Origin of the sequence: Bradyrhizobium sp. WSM1743, from assembly GCF_000473065.1 — a bacterium.
In the GTDB taxonomy this organism is placed as follows: Bacteria; Pseudomonadota; Alphaproteobacteria; order Rhizobiales; family Xanthobacteraceae; genus Bradyrhizobium.
Genome location: NZ_AXAZ01000062.1, coordinates 1 through 19,038, shown reverse-complemented (window position 1 = coordinate 19,038; position 19,038 = coordinate 1). Strand labels below are relative to the sequence as shown.

Here is a 19,038-nt window from a genome sequence, read left to right as displayed (position 1 = left end):
GTTAGCCCCGGCCTTGCGAGGAGAGCAAGACGGGAAGCAATCGCGCCGTGCATAGGGTCAAGCTGTTTTGGGAATGTGTGCCGCGCACACCGTCACTGCGAGCGTAGCGAAGCAATCCAGAGTCTTTCCGCGGAGGGATTCTGGATTGCTTCGCGGAGCCTGTCATCGGGCCGCGCTTCGCGCGGACCCGTTGGCTCGCAATGACGAGGGGAGAGATTAGGCGCTCGCCGCCACGCCCTCCGCCACCGGCCGGAAGTTCGCAAAGTCCCAGTTGCGCCCCGGTGCCGCATCCAGCAGCGCCTTGGTGTAGGCCTCCTTCGGATGCGTCAGCACTTCGGCTGCCGGTCCCTGTTCGACGACGCGGCCGTGCTGCATCACCACGACCTCGTCGCAGATTTGGGCGGCGACGCGCAGGTCGTGGGTGATGAACAGGATGGCGATGCCGAGCCGCTTCTGGATCTCGTCGAGCAGCTCCAGCACCTGCGCCTGTACCGAGACGTCGAGCGCGGAGACCGCTTCGTCCGCGACCAGCACGTCCGGATCGAGCGCGAGCGCACGGGCGATCGCGATGCGCTGGCGCTGGCCGCCGGAGAACTGGTGCGGATAGCGCGACACCGCATCGGCCGGCAGGCCGACCAGCTCGAGCAGCTCGCGCGCCCGCTTCATCGCGTCGGCCTGCGAGACGCCATAGTTGATCGGGCCTTCCGCGATGCTGTCGCCGACCGTCACGCGCGGGTTGAGCGAGCGGTAGGGATCCTGGAACACGATCTGGATCTTCTGCCGGTGCGGCTGCAGCAGGCGGCGCGAGATGTCGGCGATCTCACGGCCGGCGAGGCGCACGCCGCCCGAGGTCGGATCGATCAGGCGGACGATGCAGCGCGCCACCGTCGACTTGCCCGAGCCGCTTTCGCCGACGATGCCGAGGGTGCGGCCCTTGCGCAGCGTCAGCGTGACCTTGTCGGCGGCGACAACCTCGCGGCCTTTGCCGAAAAACGTGCGCTCCTTGTAGACCTTGCCGAGCTCGTTGGCCTCCAGCACGATCGGTTCGCGGCTCTCCTCGCGCGGTTGTCGCGGCACCAGGCTCGGCACCGAGGCGAGCAGGTTGCGGGTATACTCCATAGTCGGGTTGCGCAGCACGGTCTCGAGCGGACCGGTCTCGACCAGACGGCCCTGCCGCATCACCGCGACGCGATCGGCGATCTCGGCCACCACGCCCATGTCGTGGGTGATGAACAGCACGGCGGTGCCGTGATCGCGCTGGAGGTCGCGGATCAGGGTCAGGATCTGTTTTTGCGTGGTGACGTCGAGCGCTGTCGTCGGCTCGTCGGCAATGAGCAGCTTCGGCTCCAGCACCAGCGCCATCGCGATCATGATCCGTTGGCGCTGGCCGCCGGAGAGGCGGTGCGGGTAGGAGGCGAAGATGCGCTCGACCTGGGGCAGGCGGACCTGCTCCATCATGTCGAGGATGCGCTTCTTGCGCGCTTTCGCATCGAGATCGGTATGGGCGCGCAGCACCTCGTCGATCTGGCGGCCGACCGGCACCACCGGATTGAGCGCGGTCATCGGCTCCTGGAAGATCATCGCCATCTGCGTCGCGCGGAGCTGGCGCAGGCGGCGGTCGGTCGCGGTGAGCAGCTCTTCACCGACCAGCTTGATGCTGCCGCCGGTGGGCACCAGCGTGCCCTTCGGCAGCAGGCCCATGGTGGTGAGCGAGGTCACCGACTTGCCCGAGCCGCTTTCGCCGACGAGACACAGCGTCTCGCGCTCGCGCACCTGGATCGAGATGCCGTCGATGATGTTTGCGCCCTTCGGCTTCTTGCCGACGGAAACGACGAGGTTGTTGATGTCGAGAATGATGTTGGTCATGCCGCAAAACTCTCGCTCGTCATTCCGGGGCGCGCGTTAGCGCGAACCCGGAATCCATTGAGCCGCGATACAAGTGGTGAAGCAGATTCCGGGTTCGCGACTTCGTCGCGCCCCGGAATGACGAAACTGAGAAGCCTCACTTCCCCTCCCGCTGCTTCATGCGGGGATCGAGTGCGTCGCGGGCGGCGTCGCCGATCAGGTTGATGCTGAGGATGGCGATCGAGAGCAAAAGGCCCGGCCAGAAGATCAGCGACGGCTTGATCTGGAAGTACTGGCGGCCCTCGGCCATGATGTTGCCCCAGGTCGGCGTCTCCGGCGAGATGCCGGCGCCGAGGAAGGAGAGGATCGCCTCGGTGAGGATCGCGGAGGCGCAGACATAGGTGCCCTGGACGATCAGCGGCGCGATCGTGTTCGGCATCAGGTGCCGCCACATGATCTTCGGCAAGCTGGAGCCGACCGAGATCGCGGCTTCGACGTAAGGCTCCTCGCGCGCCGACAGCACGACCGAGCGGACCAGGCGCGCCACGCGCGGGATCTCCGGAATGGTGATCGCGATCAGCACGGTCCAGAGGCTGGCGCCGGACAGCGACACCACGGCGATCGCGAGCAGGATGCTCGGCATCGCCATCAGGCCGTCCATGACGCGCATCAGGACGGAATCGACCAGCTTGAAGAAGCCGGAGACGAGGCCGATCGCGAGCCCGATGGCGATCGACAGGATCGCCGAGCCGATGCCGATCAGAAGCGAGATGCGGCCGCCATAGATCACGCGCGACAAGAGATCGCGTCCGTAAGCGTCGGTGCCGAGCAGGAACTGCGCCGAGGACGGCTTCAATCGCTGCGACGGCGCGAGCTGGATCGGATCATGCGGCGCGATCAGCGGCGCGACGATCGAGATCACCACGATCAGGGCGAGCAGCACCGTCGCGGTGGCGATGATCGGCGTCGAGGTGAGGAATCCGAATCGCGGCCGCAGCGGCGACGTGATCGGAATGGACGACTGGGGAAGGGTATCGACCGACATGTGTGTTCTTATCCTTGCCTCAGTACCGGATCCGGGGATCGAGCAGGGTGTAGGCGACGTCGATGAGGAGATTGACGACGACATAGATCAGCGACGTCAGCAGGATCATCGCCTGGATCACCGGGTAGTCGCGCGCCAGCACCGCATCCACGGTGAGACGGCCGATGCCGGGAATGTTGAACACGCTCTCGGTGACGACGACGCCGGAGATCAGCAGCGCAAAGCCGGTGCCGATCACGGTGATCACCGGCACGGCGGCGTTGCGCAGCGCATGGCGCATCATCACCGCGACCTCGTTGATGCCCTTCGCACGCGCCGTTCTCACGTAATCTTCGCCGAGCACGTCGAGCATCGCCGCGCGCGTCATGCGCGCGATCAACGCGATGTAGATGAAGGACAATGCGCAGGTCGGCAGGATGATGCGCTCGAAGAACGGCCCGAAGCCGTTAAAGATGCTGCGGAAGCCCTGCACCGGCACCCAGCGCAACTCGATCGCGAAGACCTCGATCAGGACATAGCCGACCACGAACACCGGCACCGAGAAGCCGAGCACGGACAGACCCATCACGAAACGGTCGATCCAGGTACCGTGCTTCCACGCCGCGATCACCCCCAAGGGAACGGCGACGATGACGGCGAGGATGATGGTGCACAGCGCGATCGAGATCGACGGCTCGACGCGCTGGCCGATCATCTTCATCACCGGCAGGTTGGAGATCAGCGAGGTTCCGAGGTCGCCGTGCAGCAGCTTGTTCACCCAGGTGATGAACTGCACGATCAGCGGCTCGTTCAGGCCAAGCGAGGTGCGGATGCGCTCGAGCCGTTCCGGCGTCGCGTTGTCGCCGGCGAGAATCGCGGCGGGATCGCCGGGCGTCAGTCGCAGCAGCAGGAACACGAACAGCGCGACGACGCCCATCACGGGCACCGCGGCCAGAACGCGGCGAATAAGATAACCCAGCATGCACCTATCTCCGGCTGCGGAACTTGTGACGCCTCGAGGCGCCCGTGGATTCTGTCGTGTCTATCATGCCTGTCACTTGGACTGAAAAGGCCGCCCGGAGACGCCGTCTTCTCGGGGCAAATTGTGTGCCAAGGGCTGTGCTGTAGCAAGAGGCCGACATGTCCCCGGCGTCGACCAACTCAGGATGCATGTCGCAGTTCACGCTCAACCCCAAGTGAAGGTGCTGTCGGTGGCGCATTGAGCCCGCGCCAGCCGTCGATGATCTGGGCAATCATCTGCGCCGTCGCCGCCGACAGGGTCCAGCCGAGATGGCCGTGGCCGGTGTTGAGGAACACGCCCGGCATCCGCCCTGCGCGCACCACCGGCATCATGTTCGGCATCATCGGGCGCAGCCCGGCCCAGGGCACGACGCGCGACGTTTCGACGGCGGGGAAGTTGCTGCGTACCCAGTCGATCAGCGGCTGCACGCGGTCGGCGCGGATGTCGCGATTGAAATCGTTGAACTCGGCGGTACCGGCGACGCGAAACCGGTCGGCTCCAAGCCGGCTGGTGACGATCTTGGCGGCCTCGTCGAGCAGGCTCACGGTCGGAGTGGCGTTGCGGCTCTCGGCGGTGTCGAGCTGCACGGTGATCGAGTAGCCCTTCACCGGATAGACGTTGACGCGCTCGTCGAGCAGGGCGGCGAAATGACGGCTCGCAACGCCGGCGCAGACCACGATGCCGTCCGCCTTCAGCATGCCGCGCGGAGACGCGTCAGCATCGTTCGCGGCGAGATCGGCCCAGCCGATGACGAAGCCGCCGCCGGCGCGTGCGATCGAATCGATATTGGCTTCGTGGATGAAGGTCGCGCCGCGCCGCTTGCAGGCCTCCGCCAACCCGCGGGTGAACTTGTGGATATCACCGGTCGCATCCGACGGCGTGTAGAAGCCGCCATAATAGTCCTTGCGCAGTGTCGGCTCGATCGCGCGGATTTCCTCCGGTGTCACCGGGCGGCGATCGAGACCACCTTCCTGCAGCAGCGCGTTGACGCGCAGACCGGATTCAAAGCCGGCCTTGTCACGATAGATGTGAAGGATGCCGCGGCGTTCGAGATCGAAGTCGATCCCTTCGCGCACCGCGATGTCGAACAGATGCCTGCGCGCTTCGATCGCAAGCCGCGTGGTCTCAATCGTGTTGGCGCGGTAGTTGCCGATGTTGGCAACGAACTCGCTCATCCACGAATATTTGTGCCAGTTCGGCCGCGGGTTCATCAGCAGCGGCGCGTCGCGCCGGACCATCCAGCGCAGGCCCTTCAGGATCGTCGCAGTGCTGTTCCAGACTTCGGCGTTCGATGCGGAGAGCTGTCCGCCGTTGGCGAAGGACGTCTCCATCGCGGCGTAGCGGTGCTTGTCGAGCACCGTCACCTCAAAGCCGCGTTCGAGCAAGGCATAGGCAGTCGTCACGCCGGTGATGCCGGCGCCAATGATGGCGATATGGGTCATGATTAGGTTCGGGGCTCCCGTGTTTAGAGTCGGCTAACCGCCGGCCAAAGGCCGTAGGCGGCGCCCCATCTGTCACGGTTACCTGAGAGCTTGATCCGCTGCGGATCTCGCAGCGGACTATCCCCTTCGGTGGACATCACGATCGACTTCAATCGTGCAGTCTCTCTCCAGATCGTCCTGACGAAACGGTCCTTTTGCCTGAGAGTTTCCGGGGCGGTTGCTCCGTCGGCGCCGCAACGAAAGCTGAAAGCCTTCGTCGCGATCTCTCCCGCATCATCGCGTGGACGGCCGAGCAGTACGATACGCCTTATTTTTAGACAAGGCTAAATTTCGACCGCGACTGCCGATGCATTGTGCAGTGCGAAGTTATCGTGGTCGTCCCGGGCGATGCGAAGCATCGAACCCGGGACCTCGAGATTCCGGGTCTGGTCCTTCGGACCATCCCGGAATGACAGCTGCGTTGTTACTCCAGCGTCGCCAGCAATCCAGCCATCAAGCGCCCACGCTCGATCAGGCTATCGACCTCGATGAACTCCTCCAGCGTGTGACCATTGCCGCCGCGCACGCCGAGGCCGTCGAGCGTTGGGATTCCCATCGCACCGGTGAAGTTGCCGTCGGAGCCGCCGCCGGAGCTTGCATGCGGTAATTCCGCGCCGAGAGATTTGGCGATGCCGCGCGCCTTCTCATACAGCGCCATGGTGCCGGCATCCGGCTCCCAGACCGGCCGCGTCACGCCGCGCGTGACCTTGAAGGTGACGTCGTTGTTGGTGCCCGAGAGCGCCAGCATCTTTTCGACGCCGCGGTCGAGATCGGCCTGACGCTTGGCCATGGACAGCGCTTCGCCTGTCGCGGTCGTAGCAACGCAATTGACCCATTGCCCGCCATGCACGACACCGACCGAGAAAGTGCAGTCCTCCGTCGTCATCGCATCGATCGCGAGAATCTGCCGCGCCATTTCGCGGATCGCCGAACGTCCCGCCGACAGCGTCGCGCCGGCGTGGCTCGGCCGTCCCGTCGCCTCGAGATTGAAGCGTGCGATGGCGTAACGTCCGGTGGTGACGCCGTTGTCGGCGCGGCCGGGCTCCGGCACCAGCACGTATTTGTTGCGTGCGGCTTCCGCCTCGATGATGTCGCGCGTGGAGGGCGTGCCGACTTCCTCATCCGGCGTGAACAGCACGGTAATCGGCAGCGGCGTCATGAACGAGGCGCGCGCCAGCTGACGGATCGCTTCCAGCGAGAGATAATTGCCGCCCTTCATGTCGTAGATGCCGGGCCCGTAGCATTTGTTGCCCTCGCGACGCCATTTCAGCTTCTCGATGGTGCCGATCGGGTGGACGGTATCCATGTGTCCGGCGATCAGGATTCCCGGCTCGCCCTGCTTCGGATGGGGAAAGCGCGCGCGGATGACGCCGCCAAGGCCTTGGCGGCCGGCGATGCGCTCGATCGTCGCACCCATGATCGCCATATCCCGCGCTGCGATATCGAGCATGCGGTCCACGGCACTTGCGTCCCAGGTCGGGCTCTCGCATTCGACCCAGCCGCGCAGGCCCTCGAGCATTGCCTCGGAATCAAAGGGAAGATTGGCAGGATTCATCTCAATGTCTCTCAAGCTTCGAAAGATGGAACGCGCATTGCATCGGCGCGGGCAGGACAAGCGGAGGGTGTTGTAGAGCCAAATCGATCTTTGTGGAGCCCGTGCGCGTGCCGCAAGGGCTTGCGACGAAACCGGATTGACGCGCTCGGCACTGTCTGCAAGTCTCGAAAAGATAAAGGCATTGCATGAGGTTAGTTCGCCCAACGAACGAACCGCATGCTCAACCAATAACCTGCCTTTGAACAGTTTCACGTCAGGAGAACTTTCTATGTTCCACTTCATGCGCCGGGGGCCTCGCGCGTTCGCCTCCAAACTTGCGCTGTCGGTCGTCGCGCTTTCGACCGCGCTGGCTTCGCCAGTGCTTGCGGCCGGCAAGACCCTCACGGCGGTGATGCATTCGGATCTGCGCATCATCGACCCGATCTTCACCACGGCCTACATCACGCGTGACCATGGCTACATGGTTTACGACACGCTGGTGGCCACCGATTCGAACTTCAAGATCCAGCCGCAGATGGCGGACTGGAAGATCTCCGACGACAAGCTCACCTACACATTCACGCTGCGCGACGGTCTGAAGTGGCATGACGGTGCGCCGGTGACGGCGGAGGACTGCGTCGCATCGCTGAAGCGTTGGGCCGCTGTCGACGGCATGGGCCAGAAGCTCATGGACTTCACCGCGAGCCTTGAGGCGACCGACGCCAAGACCATCACGTTGAAGCTGAAGGAGCCCTACGGCCTGGTGCTCGACTCGATCGGCAAGCCGTCCTCGCGTGTCGCCTTCATGATGCCGAAGCGCCTCGCGGAGACGCCGCCGGACAAGCAGATCCCGGAGCAGATCGGCTCGGGTCCCTTCAAGTTCGTGCAGGGCGAATTCCAGCCGGGCGTGAAGGCGGTCTATGTCAAGAACACTGACTACGTGCCGCGCAAGGAGCCGGCGAGCTGGACCTCCGGCGGCAAGGTGGCGAAGGTGGACCGCGTCGAGTGGATCACCATGCCGGACTCGCAGACCGCGGTGAATGCGCTGCAGTCGGGCGACATCGATTTCATGGAAAATCTTCCCTACGACATGCTGCCGGTGCTGGAAGCGAACAAGGAGCTCACGATCGAGGTCCTGAACAAGTTCGGCTATCAGACGCTCGGCCGGATGAACTTCCTTTATCCGCCATTCGACAACGTGAAAGTGCGGCGTGCTGCCTTGCTGGCCTTGAACCAGAAGGACGTGCTCGACGCGCTGGTCGGCAATGCGAAGTATCAGAAGATCTGTGGTGCCTTCTTCGTGTGTGACACGCCGCTGGCGACCGAGGCTGGCGCCGAGACCCTCATCAAGGGCAACGGCATGGCCGAAGCCAAGAAGGCGCTTGCCGAGTCCGGCTATGACGGCACTCCGGTCGTGATCATGGCCCCTGGCGATGTCACGACGCTGAAGGCGCAGCCGATCGTCGCGGCCCAACTGCTGCGCGAGGCCGGCTTCAAGGTCGACCTGCAGGCGACTGATTGGCAGACCGTGGTGAGCCGCCGCGCCAGCCAGAAGCCGCCGAAGGAGGGCGGCTGGAACATGTTCTTCACCAACTGGGTCGCCGCCGACGTCTCCAACCCGATCGCCAATCTCTCGATCGGCGGCCAGGGCAAGAAGGGCGGCTGGTTCGGCTGGGCGGAGGATCCCAAGATCGAGCAGCTCAAGGACGCGTTCGTGCGCGCCTCCTCGCTCGACGATCAGAAGAAGATCGCAGCCGACATCCAGAAAGAGGCCTATGAGCAGGTGATCTACATCCCGCTCGGGCAGTATCTCTTGCCGAGCGGCTGGCGTAAATCGCTGACCGGCGTGCTCGACGGTCCGGCGACGCCCATCTTCTGGAACATCGACAAGACCGAGTGAGCAGAAGGCGCAAGACGCGCCATTGCCTCGATCATCCGGCGGCGCCGCTGTCATCAGCGGCGCCGTGCCGTTTGTCAGCTTCGCGTCAGCTTAGATTGGTGGAGTCTTTAACCCTTCCAATGTCCGATCATTGCTATTTGTTTCAATCTTGAAATAGATGTCTCGTCCTCACGTATCACTTTCCTTTTTTCAATCTGATTCCCGTGCCGATCGGTTTTGCATTCCAGGCGATGGCCGAACGGTCCGATCGCGCACCGGCGCGCTGGCGGCGGCCTTTCCTGCGTTGGCTCGATGGCGTCGAGGCGGGCTGGGCCGTGCCGCTTCTCATCGCCTGCTTCGTTGCGATCTGGACGCTCTATCTGGCGATCGCCTATGCCGGCGGTGGCCTGCACCCTGATACGCTCGAGGCCTGGACGCTCGGTCAGCATTTTGCCTGGGGCTATGCCAAGCATCCACCGCTGATGGGGTGGGTTGCGGCGGCGTGGACCTCGGTCTTTCCGCCCAGCGACTGGTCGCTGCAATTGATGGCGATGGCCAATGCCGGGCTTGCGCTGTTCTTCGTCGATCTGATCTCGCGACAGTTCGTCACCGGGCACAAGCGCATCCTGGTGTTGCTGCTCCTGATGCTGACGCCCGCGTATCAATTCCACGCCCAGCGCTTCAACGCCAATGCCGTGCTGCTCGCGACCTGGCCGTTGGCCACCTATTGCTTCCTGCGCGCATTCGAGACCCGCGATTCGCTGTGGGCGATTGCGGTGGGATGCACGACGGCGCTGGCGATGGTCGGCAAATACTACTCGATCTTCCTCGTCGCGAGCTTCGCCATTGCCGCGCTGGCGCATCCGGCGCGGCGCGCCTATTTCACCTCCGCCTCGCCCTGGATCTCCGTCGGGACCGGGCTCGTGGCGCTGTCGCCGCACGTCCACTGGCTGGCGACGACAGGCGCGTCGTCCTTCACCTATGCGCTGGCCCACGCCAATGGCAGTGCTGCGAGCTCGCTCGGTGAGGCCAGGAATTTTCTGTTGGGGCTGGTGGCTTCCATGGGCGTTTCGGCCGTGCTGTGGGTGTTGATCGCCGGCACGCGGCTGAAGCAGCTTCCGGCCGACTTTGCTGCGATGAGCCCGGGCCTACGGCTCCTGTTCTACGTTGCGATAGGCACGATCGTGCTGCCGGTGCTGACGTCGCTCGCGATGGGGACGGATCTGCCGTCCTTGTGGGCGTTGCAGGGGCTGTTCCTGTTCCTCATTCTCGTGGTCTGTGGCGCGCGCTACCCGATCGAGCGCTTCTACACTGTCAACGTCACGGTGATCGTGGCCGGCGTCGCGCTGGCCGCCGTCCTGGTCGCAGCCCCAGTCCATGCCCTGTATCGCAACAATCATGGTTACGAGGAGGGACGGAATCTTTATGCGCTGACAGCCCGCGAATTGACGCGCCAGTGGCGGGAGCTGATCGGCGAGCCCCTGAGTGCCGTGAGTGGTGATGGTTCGCTGGCTTTCGCCACCGCGTTTTACAGTCCGGACCATCCGAACAATGCGGGGCCCTCCGAGTACGAAGTTTCGTGGGGTCTGCCGCGCAAGACGTCGGACGATCGCGGCTGGGCCGCACTCTGTTTCCGCGATCAGGAGTCTTGCATCCGATGGATGGGGCGGGTGTCCTCCCGCGCCGGACATTTCGTCAGGCGCGAGTTTACTGTGCGGGCGTCGCTATGGGGCCGGCCGGGTCTTGCGCGGGAGGTGATCGTGCTGATGGCGTTACCGCAAGGAAGCTCCCCGATGCCGGCCAGCGCTGCGGATGATTTCAGCGCCAGCCGGCGAGGAACCAAATAGGCGTCGTGTTCAGCAATGGCTGTCGCGCACCTGCTCGAGCCCCTCGCTCGCAAGAGGCGTGGTGAACGCGACCTGCTCAGCGCGCGGTTCGGGACGTGTTCGGTCTTCTGCCGTTCGACCTCGGCGTTGTCTTCGCGATGTTCCAGTTCCACTTGCAGCACCTTCTAGAATTGCTGCAGGACAACATCGAGGCCGCCGGGTGGTTCCTCAGATGGGACGATGATGCGGCCTGAACAGTCGGCCCTTCTCAACCACCAGCACGATCGCGAGCGCGGCGAGGGTCGACAGGAAGAAGCCGATCGCGAACGGCAGCAGCGTGCCGTCGAAGCTCTGCCCGATCGCCATGCCGACCACGATTCCGATCAGCGTCGTAATCGAGCCGTAAAGCGAAGAGGCGGTGCCGGCGATGTGTCCCTGCGGCTCCATAGCGAGCGCGGTGAAGTTCGCAACCATCATGCCGAATGAGAACATCATCAGCGCCGAGAGCGCCATGAACAAGGCGAGCGGCAGCACGCCGAAAATCTCCGTCAGCAGCATCACGCCCGCCACCACGGTGTAGAGCGTCAGCGCGCCATGCGAGATCACGCGCATGCCGAGCCGGCCGACCAGCCTCGCATTGAGGAAGCCGGCGATGGCGGTGCCGGCGGCGATCGCGGCGAAAGCAAGCGGGAAATAATGGCCGAGATGATAGATGCCGGTGAAGACCTGCTGGGCGCAGAACACATAGGCGAAGAGCGCGCCGATGACGCTGCCGGCAGCCGTCGCATAGCCGATGGTCTGGCGATGGGTCACGGTCTGCCGGAATGCCGCGAGCACATCGGCAGGCGCCAGCGACCGGCGCTCGGACTCCGGGAGGGTTTCAGGCAGCCGCAGCACGCACCATGCGAGCGCGAGCAGGCCGTAGAGCATCAGCACCACGAAGATGCCGCGCCACGCCGTCACCAGCAGCACCGCCTGTCCGAACGAGGGGGCAACCACGGGCACCGCGATGAACACCATCATGGCAAGCGACATCACGCTCGCCATGCGGCGGCCGACATAGCAGTCGCGCACGATCGAGGTCGCGATCACGCGCGTCGCCGAGGTGCCGAGCCCCTGGAGCGCACGCGCCAGCAGCAGCGTCTCGAACGAGGGCGCCGCGACCGCCAGCACGCTCGCCACCGCGTAGACCGCCATGCCGCCGAGCAGCACCGGTCGGCGGCCGAAGCGGTCCGACAGGGGACCCATGACGAACTGGCCGGCGCCGAAGCCGATCAAGAAGGTCGACAGCACCAACTGGAGATGGTTCGCGACGGGAATCTTGAAGGCGGTCCCGATATTGGGCAGCGCCGGCAGCATCATGTCCATCGCGAGCGGATTGAGCGCCATAATGGACGCGATCACGATGACGAATTCTGGAAAACCCATCGGGCGGTGTCCCGAGGACACCCAATCGTCGGCATTGACGTCAGACAAGAACCTTACCCCTGAAATCGAGCGACTTTATGCATCGTCGATGCTGCGTTGCACAACCTATGTTTCGGGATGGCTGGCAGGCGGAGCAGGGGCGGACAAAAATTGGTGAGGGAGCCGCCCGGGACGGGCTGCAGGACGACCGCGAGGATCAGAGTTGCCGCGGATACCCATCGGATCGGCCCGGGAGTCGTCATACTCGCTCGAGATGGTCAGGCCGGAGCACAGGTCGGCCAGATCCGGTCGCGGCTGGTAGCCAAGCGTCAGAAGGTAGCTCAGCCGCAGCTGCAACCCCAGCGAGCGCCGCATTTCTCAAGGACATGTGAGACACAATCGCCCTAAAGTTGACGGCTCTTTCGATTGATGGGCGAAGAGCCCCGAGGCCGTGCGCAGGCTACAGATGAGGCGGACGTCGAACCTCTCGCTTTCGCCTTCGATTGCATCAACGTCGATCCGGGCGCAGGTTCCTTTCATGGCTCGGCGTCGTGCCATTCAGGACGTTGAGACTGTCTGGCAGGAACACGGCGGCGCACGGTGCGCTGAAATCCGCCTCCATCATTGAGCGGATGATGTGTTGAACGGCCTGCTCGGACTCGAAGAGAGCGATCTTCAAATGCCGGGGCGTCAAATCTCGTGGTGCGGGCAGCCGGGGTCGAACCGGCACAGCGCTTGCGCACCGAGGGATTTTAAGTCCCTTGCGTCTACCAATTCCGCCATGCCCGCTTGATCCAACGAGATCAAATACTTAAGTCCATCCCGGCCGTCTGGAATTGGCGCGTTGCGTACCCGGAGGGACGGTTCTTCCTTAAGCGAGCCGGGCGCACAAGGCAAAGCCTCAATCCGGACATCTGTTGTTGCTTTAGGCATTCTCAATCCACGGGGGCTATTCATCCGGCATGGCTGCTTCGTCTTCCTCTCCGCTGCGCGGCTTTGGCGCGGTCCTTGCGCTGCTTGCGGCTGGCGTCGCGCTGTCCGGCTGCGCCGGCATGAGCGAGACGATCGCACCGGCCTTTGCCGATCCCGCCAAATACGAATTGTACGACTGCAGGCAGCTGGAGGGTGAGCGCAAGACGCTCGCCAAGCGCACCGACGATTTGCGGATGCTGATGGAGAAGGCCGAGACCGGGGCGGGTGGCGCGGTCGTGTCCGAGCTCGCTTATCGCAACGACTATATTGCGGTGCGCGGGCAGGCCCAATTGGCCGAGGACGCTTGGCGCCGCAACAAGTGCCTGGAAACGCCGCCTGAGGCGACACCCCCTGCGACATCGCCCGCGGCCGCCGCCAAACCCGCATCGAAATCCGGGAAAGCAGCCCGCTGAGGCGTCGCGCCGGCGGCGCTTCGCATCACGGCCGCCAGTCGTAGATCCAGTCCTGCCGCGCCAACATGCGCTCCGGGCCGAGCGCACGGATCGCTAGATCGCGCGCGAATGCGAGCGGCCCGCCGAGATGATAGATGCGGCCCTGCTGCCGCGCGGTCCGCTGCACCCGCCGTACCCGCGCCTGGCGTGCGCGGCCGTATTGCGCCAGCGCGGCGGCGATGTCCTTGGTGCTGTCGGCGGTCTCGCGGCTCAAATGCCGGGCGAGCACGGCGGCATCCTCGATCGCCATGCCGGCGCCCTGGGCTGCAAACGGCAGCATCGCATGCACGGCATCGCCGAGCAGCGCCACCGGACCTTTGCTCCAGGGGCAACCGTCGGGCACGCCGAACAGCGCCCATTTCCGCCAGCTGTCGACCGTAGCAAGCATCATCCGCGCCGCCGGCGGCCAGCGCGGGGCGGCAAAGGCGTCCATCACCTCGCGCGGATCGCCGGGCGTGCTCCAGCCCGGCCGGTTCCAGGTGCCGGGCAGCACCGCGACCACGTTGATCTGGCGTCCGCCCGCGATCGGATAGGCGACCAGATGGGCGTTCGGCCCCATCCAGAGCTGCACCCGGCGCGCGGTATAGTCCTTCGGCAGTCGCGTGGCATCGAGCGTGCCGCGCCAGGCGATCAGCCCGGAGAAGCGCGGCTGCACCTCGGGAAACAGATGCTGGCGTACGGTCGACCAGATGCCGTCGGCGCCGATCAGGGCGCTGGCGAGATCGCTGCGGCGGATCGTGCCGCTGCGATGGACCACCGTCAGTCCCTTGGCATGAGGCGCGACGTCCTCGAAGGTTGCACCCAGCTTCAGGTCGATATGGGGATGATCGGCAACAGCGCCGGCGAGTGCCGATTGCAGGTCGGCACGGTGCACCACCCAATAGGGGGCGCCGGCGCGTGCGGAAGCCGCTTCACCGAGCGGCATGCGCAGCAGCTCGCCGCCGGCGCGCGCGCTCATGATCGAGACCGCCTCAGGAACGACGGCACGCAGCTTGAGGCGGTCGGTCAGGCCGAGCTCGACCAGCACGCGGCTGGCATTGGGGGAGAGCTGCAGGCCGGCGCCGACTTCCTCGAGGCGTTCGGCCTTTTCCAGCACGACGATGCGGAAGCCGCGGGCCGCGAGCGCAAGCGCGGCCGTCAGGCCACCTATGCCGGCACCGGCGATGACAATCGTTCGGGAGAGCGCCACCCCTGACCGAAGGACGCGGTCAGGCCACCTTGTCCTTCAGGACGCATTCCGGCGGGCGGGCTTCGCCCGGCTTCAGGTCGGCCGCGAAACGGTACAGCGTCGAGCAGTAGGGGCAGATGATCTCGTTGTCGTTGCCGAGGTCGAGGAAGACGTGCGGATGGTCAAACGGAGGATTGGCGCCCACGCACATGAACTCTTGCGAGCCGATCTCGATGACGGGAACACCGGCATCGTTATGGAAGTGCGGGACGACATGGTCGGACATCGTAACTCATCCTGGAGTGGCAATGGCGGCAGACACAATCAACGACTGACGCGGCATCTTTAAGGCGCCGCGGACCATACTGGCGGGTGCAGATGATTGCTAGTCCAGCGGAACCGAAAGGTTCGCAATCGCCCCATGCTCATTTGCTCATGCAAATTCGACACAATCTTGCGGCCTGAGAGAAGCCCTTCTTTCGTCGGGGACGTTGTGTCGCAATTTTGGCATACTATGTCTGTGGACGAGCGCATTTGGGACGAAAGGCGAATTGTCAGCGCGAGCGATCCCAGGGGCATCCGGGCTTTTCCACATGAAGTGGCTGCGAATCAGTACGGCGTTGACGGGAATTGCGGTGTGCAGCTTCATGCTCGCGCAGGTAGCACCGCATGCCCGTGAGGCCGGCGCGATCCTTGCCGCCCAGGACGATCTGGCGGCGCTCTCCGAGCTGAAGCTCGATGCGCTGCTGCGGCAGAACGAGCGTCTGGTTCAGGACAACATCGAGGCCGCGCTCGCATCAGGCGACGCCGATCTCGCCGATAGTTTCGTCGCGCTGGCGCGTGACCGCAACATCGCGCTCCCTGACGACCTCCTCAGCCGCGTCAGCGATGCGGTCAAGGCCGAGAATTCCACCTCGCATTTCGCCAAACGGTTCGCCACCGGTCTCGTCACCGGCAATGCCGACGACGTCGCGAGCCTGTCGGGAACGGTTGCCGGCGATCTGTTCGTGTTTGGCGACATCAGGGACGTGGTGCGCGAGGGCAAGCATCTTGCCATGGGCGAGGACACCGACCGCCTCGTGCTCGGGCTTGCGGCAGCGGGTCTCGCGGTGACCGCGGCGACCTATGTCTCCGTCGGTGGCGCCGCGCCGGTGCGCGCCGGGCTGTCGCTGGTGAAGGACGCGCGCAAGGTAGGGCGGCTCGGTGAGGGCCTTGCCGCATGGGCGGGCCGCTCCGCGCGCGAGGTCGTCGACACGCCGATGCTCCAGAACGCGGTCGCCAAGGGGTCGGTGTTCCGCCCGGGCGAGACGATGAGTGCGATCAAGGCTGCCTTCCGCGCCGAGAAGGCCGGCGCGCTCGTCCGGCTCGGCAAGGACGTGACGCGCGTTGCTGGAAAGACCGGCACACGCGGGGCGATGGACACGTTGCGCATCGCCGAAGGCCCGAAAGATGTCGCGCGCGCGGCGCGGCTCGCGGAAGCGCAGGGCGGCAAGACCCGCGCCATCATGAAACTGCTTGGCCGCGGCGCGCTGCTGCTTGCGACCGGCGCATTCAATCTGACGCTCTGGCTGTTCGGCGCAGCACTGACGCTGTTCGGCCTTCTCTCCTCCATCAAGGCGACGACCGAGCGCCTGACCCAGGCCTGGTGCGATCGCAGGCGCGCGCGGCGGCTCCGCCGCGCGCAGATCGCAGCCGAAGCCGCTCTGGAAAGTGCGGCTCTCAAGGCCTAAAGCGCGACGAAATTGGGGTAAATCGCCGGCGCACTCTGGGCCGTTTTTGAGCATGATCTCCGCGCAAGCGCGTTCCGCGTTTTGCGCGAGGAAAAATCGCTGCACACTTTCCCGGATCGTGCTCTAAGTTCAACATCTCCCCTCGAGACCTCTGGAACTGATGATGCCGAGCTTTCATAACGGCGCTGTTGAAATTGCCTATCTCGACGAAGGCGAGGGCGATCCGATCGTCCTGGTGCACGGCTTTGCCTCCAGCAAGAACGTGAACTGGGTCTATCCGACCTGGGTTTCGGAGCTGCGCAAGAACGGCCGCCGCGTGATTGCGCTCGACAATCGCGGCCACGGCGAAAGCGCAAAGCTCTACGAGCCCGCGCAGTACTCGATCCCGACCATGGCCGGTGACGTGCTCGCGCTGATGGATCACCTCGCCATCCCGCAGGCCGACATCATGGGCTATTCGATGGGTGGACGGATGGCGGCGTGGCTTTCCCTCAACGAGCCGCAGCGCTTGCGCTCGGCGATCCTCGGCGGCATCGGCATCGGCGGCCTGATCGAGGGCACCGGACCCGGCGAGAACGTCGCCAAAGCGCTTGAGGCGCCGTCGCTGGATGACGTCACCGATCCCGTCGGCCGCACCTTTCGCGCTTTTGCCGATCAGACGCGCTCCGACCGCCGTGCGCTCGCCGCGTGCCTCCGCGGCACGCGCGATCTCATGACCAGGGACGAAGCTGCGCGGATCGACGTGCCGGTGCTGATCGCGGTCGGCAGCGCCGATGACGTGGCAGGAAGCGCCAGCGCGCTCGGCGCCATCATTCCCGGCTCGGAAGTGCTCGACATTCCGAGCCGCGACCACATGCGCGCGGTCGGCGACAAAGTCTACAAGAACGGCGTGCTCGATTTCCTCTCACGCCGCGGCTGAGGCAATGTTGTCTGAGGCGATGAGGGGGTGTTGCCCTATTATCCTAAAATGTCTCATCACAAGGGGGCCATCCACTTCCTTCGGGGCGACCGTCAACTCCTTCATGCACAGCTATCTGGAGTTCGCTAAGGGCACTGGTGAGACATCGGCTCGAAGCGGGTAGGAACGTCGGCAAAGGGGCCAATTCCGGACTCGTACGCCGCAAAGGGACGCTCTTCGGGCTGCCTTTTGGGCAGAAGCCAGCAACGTCGAGGCGCATATCTCACCCTGAGCAACGCGAACTGCTGCACAGGCGAGGCGCCAGACGGGACTGGTGACCGCATTGACCTTTCTCCACCAACAATCGCTCTTAAGAAAGAGCGTCCCCGTATATCGTTTCACCACCGGTGTTGGTGTGGTATTCTGACTACGCACCTCTGTTTGGCCAGTTCCTTTGAGAGGCCACGATGAGCGATTTTGACTTACCTGTTACGCATTACGCGCTGAGTGGTGACATCAACATTGCGTATCAAACGATGGGAGACTGCCCCAACGATATTGTCTTGGTTCCTGGATTCATGTCCCACATCGAATTCATGCATGAGCTGCCGGGATACACCGCGTTCTTGCGCCGCCTATCAACCTTCGCTCGTGTCGTAACTTTTGACAAACGAGGTCAGGGTTTATCCGACAGAGTGTCAGATGCACCCTCGCTCGAACAAAGAATGGACGACGTCCGTGCCGTAATGGATGCGGTTGGCTCCGAGTCAGCGGCGCTTCTCGGAAGTTCCGAGGGATGTGCAATGAGCGCGCTATTTGCTGCCACTTACCCTGAGCGTGTGACCAAACTTGTTCTCTTTGGCGGCTACGTGAATCGACGCGACATGTCCGGAAAGCAGGAGGAGAGGGCGCTACAGCGTGCGAAGCTTTGGGGCAGGGGAGCAATGATCAAAACCTTGCTCCAAGTCTAGCCGACAATCCTGACGCCATCCTTCAGTTCGCCAAATATGAGCGCCTTTCGGCTAGTCCTGGCGCTGCCAGGGCTTTTGCACTCTTGAATGCGCAAATCGATGTGAGTTCAATTCTTCCCACAGTTCGAGTGCCGACGCTTGTACTCCATCGGAGAGACGATGCTCAGGTCCCCATTCAACTTGGTCGTGAGATTGCCTCGTTGATCCCAGGCGCCAAATTTATCGAGTATCCCGGGAATGATCATGCCATGGTGCGTGGTAACGTCGATGCGCTGCTGGGTGATATCGAAGAATTCATTGCAGGCCATCGCGAGCATCTATCCGATGACGCTGAACGCGTTCTTGCGACTGTCTTGTTTACTGACATCGTCGATTCAACGCGAAGCGCCGTTGAGAAAGGCGACCAAGCGTGGCGAAGATTGCTGGATACTCATGACCAACTGGCATTTCAATTGGTCGAAAAGCATCGAGGGAGTCTAATCAAATCGACGGGTGACGGCATCTCGTTGGCTATAACGTGCAGATTGCAGTTGATACGCGGCATCATCTCATCGTGGCTCACGAGGTGACCAACGTGGGGACCGATCGCCACCAACTGGCCAACATGGCCAGGCAGGCTCGCGACGAGNGGCTGTCGAGACGCTCGAATTGGTGGCAGACCGCGGCTATTACGAAGGCGAGGAGATCAGGGCCTGCGAGGAAGCCGACATCACGGTGACGTTGCCGAAGCCGATGACTTCGGGCGCCAAGGCTGCTGGCCGCTTCGGCAAACAGGACTTCGTCTATGTCCCCGCCGACGATGTTTATCGCTGTCCCGCCGGCGAGCAGCT

15 protein-coding genes, 1 tRNA gene, 1 pseudogene and 2 riboswitches are annotated in these 19,038 nt (G+C 63.9%); of the genes and pseudogenes, 8 read left to right on the top strand and 9 right to left on the bottom strand.

Annotated elements, in window-relative coordinates; all coding sequences use genetic code 11:
- Positions 1–216: 216 nt before the first annotated feature.
- The 5 genes from YU9_RS0129220 to YU9_RS0129200 form a co-directional block, all read right to left on the bottom strand.
- Positions 217–1,866 (bottom strand): ABC transporter ATP-binding protein, encoded by a 1,650-nt coding sequence (locus YU9_RS0129220; protein WP_027575984.1) that lies wholly within the window; start codon positions 1,864–1,866, stop codon positions 217–219.
- A 136-nt stretch (positions 1,867–2,002) separates the two neighbouring features.
- On the bottom strand, positions 2,003–2,890 hold the full coding sequence (locus tag YU9_RS0129215; RefSeq protein WP_027575983.1) for an ABC transporter permease: 888 nt from the start codon (positions 2,888–2,890) through the stop codon (positions 2,003–2,005).
- A 19-nt stretch (positions 2,891–2,909) separates the two neighbouring features.
- Positions 2,910–3,851: an ABC transporter permease gene (locus YU9_RS0129210; RefSeq protein ID WP_027575982.1), complete on the bottom strand. Its 942-nt coding sequence runs from the start codon at positions 3,849–3,851 to the stop codon at positions 2,910–2,912.
- A gap of 179 nt (positions 3,852–4,030) precedes the next feature.
- Positions 4,031–5,332: a D-amino acid dehydrogenase gene (locus tag YU9_RS0129205; RefSeq protein WP_027575981.1), complete on the bottom strand. Its 1,302-nt coding sequence runs from the start codon at positions 5,330–5,332 to the stop codon at positions 4,031–4,033.
- A gap of 67 nt (positions 5,333–5,399) precedes the next feature.
- Positions 5,400–5,505: riboswitch (glycine riboswitch) on the bottom strand.
- 3 nt (positions 5,506–5,508) lie between these two features.
- Positions 5,509–5,613: riboswitch (glycine riboswitch) on the bottom strand.
- Between the two features lie 182 nt (positions 5,614–5,795).
- A complete protein-coding gene (locus tag YU9_RS0129200) occupies positions 5,796–6,926 on the bottom strand; it encodes a M20/M25/M40 family metallo-hydrolase (protein ID WP_027575980.1) in 1,131 nt (376 codons plus the stop codon).
- 268 nt (positions 6,927–7,194) lie between these two features.
- Here YU9_RS0129200 and YU9_RS0129195 point away from each other — a divergent pair, with 268 nt between their 5' ends.
- Both YU9_RS0129195 and YU9_RS0129190 read left to right on the top strand, forming a co-directional pair.
- The gene (locus YU9_RS0129195) at positions 7,195–8,805 is read left to right on the top strand and encodes an ABC transporter substrate-binding protein (protein WP_027575979.1); all 1,611 of its coding nucleotides are present in this window, start codon (positions 7,195–7,197) and stop codon (positions 8,803–8,805) included.
- Between the two features lie 230 nt (positions 8,806–9,035).
- Positions 9,036–10,631: a glycosyltransferase family 39 protein gene (locus YU9_RS0129190; protein WP_084299103.1), complete on the top strand. Its 1,596-nt coding sequence runs from the start codon at positions 9,036–9,038 to the stop codon at positions 10,629–10,631.
- Positions 10,632–10,838: 207 nt separating this feature from the next.
- Here YU9_RS0129190 and YU9_RS0129180 read toward each other — a convergent pair whose 3' ends face one another.
- A complete protein-coding gene (locus tag YU9_RS0129180; RefSeq protein ID WP_027575977.1) occupies positions 10,839–12,086 on the bottom strand; it encodes a multidrug effflux MFS transporter in 1,248 nt (415 codons plus the stop codon).
- Positions 12,087–12,717: 631 nt separating this feature from the next.
- Positions 12,718–12,806, bottom strand: a tRNA-Leu gene (locus YU9_RS0129170).
- 173 nt (positions 12,807–12,979) lie between these two features.
- On the opposite strand from YU9_RS0129170, the gene YU9_RS0129165 reads away from it, so the two are divergent.
- A complete protein-coding gene (locus YU9_RS0129165) occupies positions 12,980–13,402 on the top strand; it encodes a hypothetical protein (protein ID WP_027575976.1) in 423 nt (140 codons plus the stop codon).
- Between the two features lie 25 nt (positions 13,403–13,427).
- Here the strand turns inward: YU9_RS0129165 and YU9_RS0129160 are convergent, their stop codons facing one another.
- Complete coding sequence (locus tag YU9_RS0129160; protein ID WP_027575975.1) at positions 13,428–14,630, bottom strand: FAD-dependent monooxygenase; 1,203 nt, start codon at positions 14,628–14,630, stop codon at positions 13,428–13,430.
- Positions 14,631–14,649: 19 nt separating this feature from the next.
- Entirely contained in the window at positions 14,650–14,895 is a 246-nt protein-coding gene (locus YU9_RS0129155; protein WP_008562814.1) for a zinc-finger domain-containing protein, read from the bottom strand.
- Between the two features lie 307 nt (positions 14,896–15,202).
- Between YU9_RS0129155 and YU9_RS0129150 the strand changes: the two genes are divergently transcribed.
- From YU9_RS0129150 to YU9_RS46310, 5 genes and pseudogenes are all read left to right on the top strand, one after another.
- Entirely contained in the window at positions 15,203–16,339 is a 1,137-nt protein-coding gene (locus YU9_RS0129150; RefSeq protein WP_027575974.1) for a hypothetical protein, read from the top strand.
- 163 nt (positions 16,340–16,502) lie between these two features.
- On the top strand, positions 16,503–17,258 hold the full coding sequence (locus YU9_RS0129145; protein WP_027575973.1) for an alpha/beta fold hydrolase: 756 nt from the start codon (positions 16,503–16,505) through the stop codon (positions 17,256–17,258).
- A gap of 446 nt (positions 17,259–17,704) precedes the next feature.
- Positions 17,705–18,208, top strand: a complete 504-nt coding sequence (locus YU9_RS50255) for an alpha/beta fold hydrolase (protein ID WP_051380560.1) — start codon at positions 17,705–17,707, stop codon at positions 18,206–18,208.
- Positions 18,209–18,309: 101 nt separating this feature from the next.
- Positions 18,310–18,777 carry an alpha/beta hydrolase gene (locus tag YU9_RS51195; protein ID WP_371259214.1) on the top strand — a complete coding sequence of 156 codons (468 nt, stop codon included), beginning with the start codon at positions 18,310–18,312 and terminating at the stop codon, positions 18,775–18,777.
- A pseudogene (locus YU9_RS46310) lies at positions 18,711–19,038 on the top strand (transposase); the annotation flags it as partial. The gene YU9_RS51195 and the pseudogene YU9_RS46310, both read left to right, overlap by 67 nt.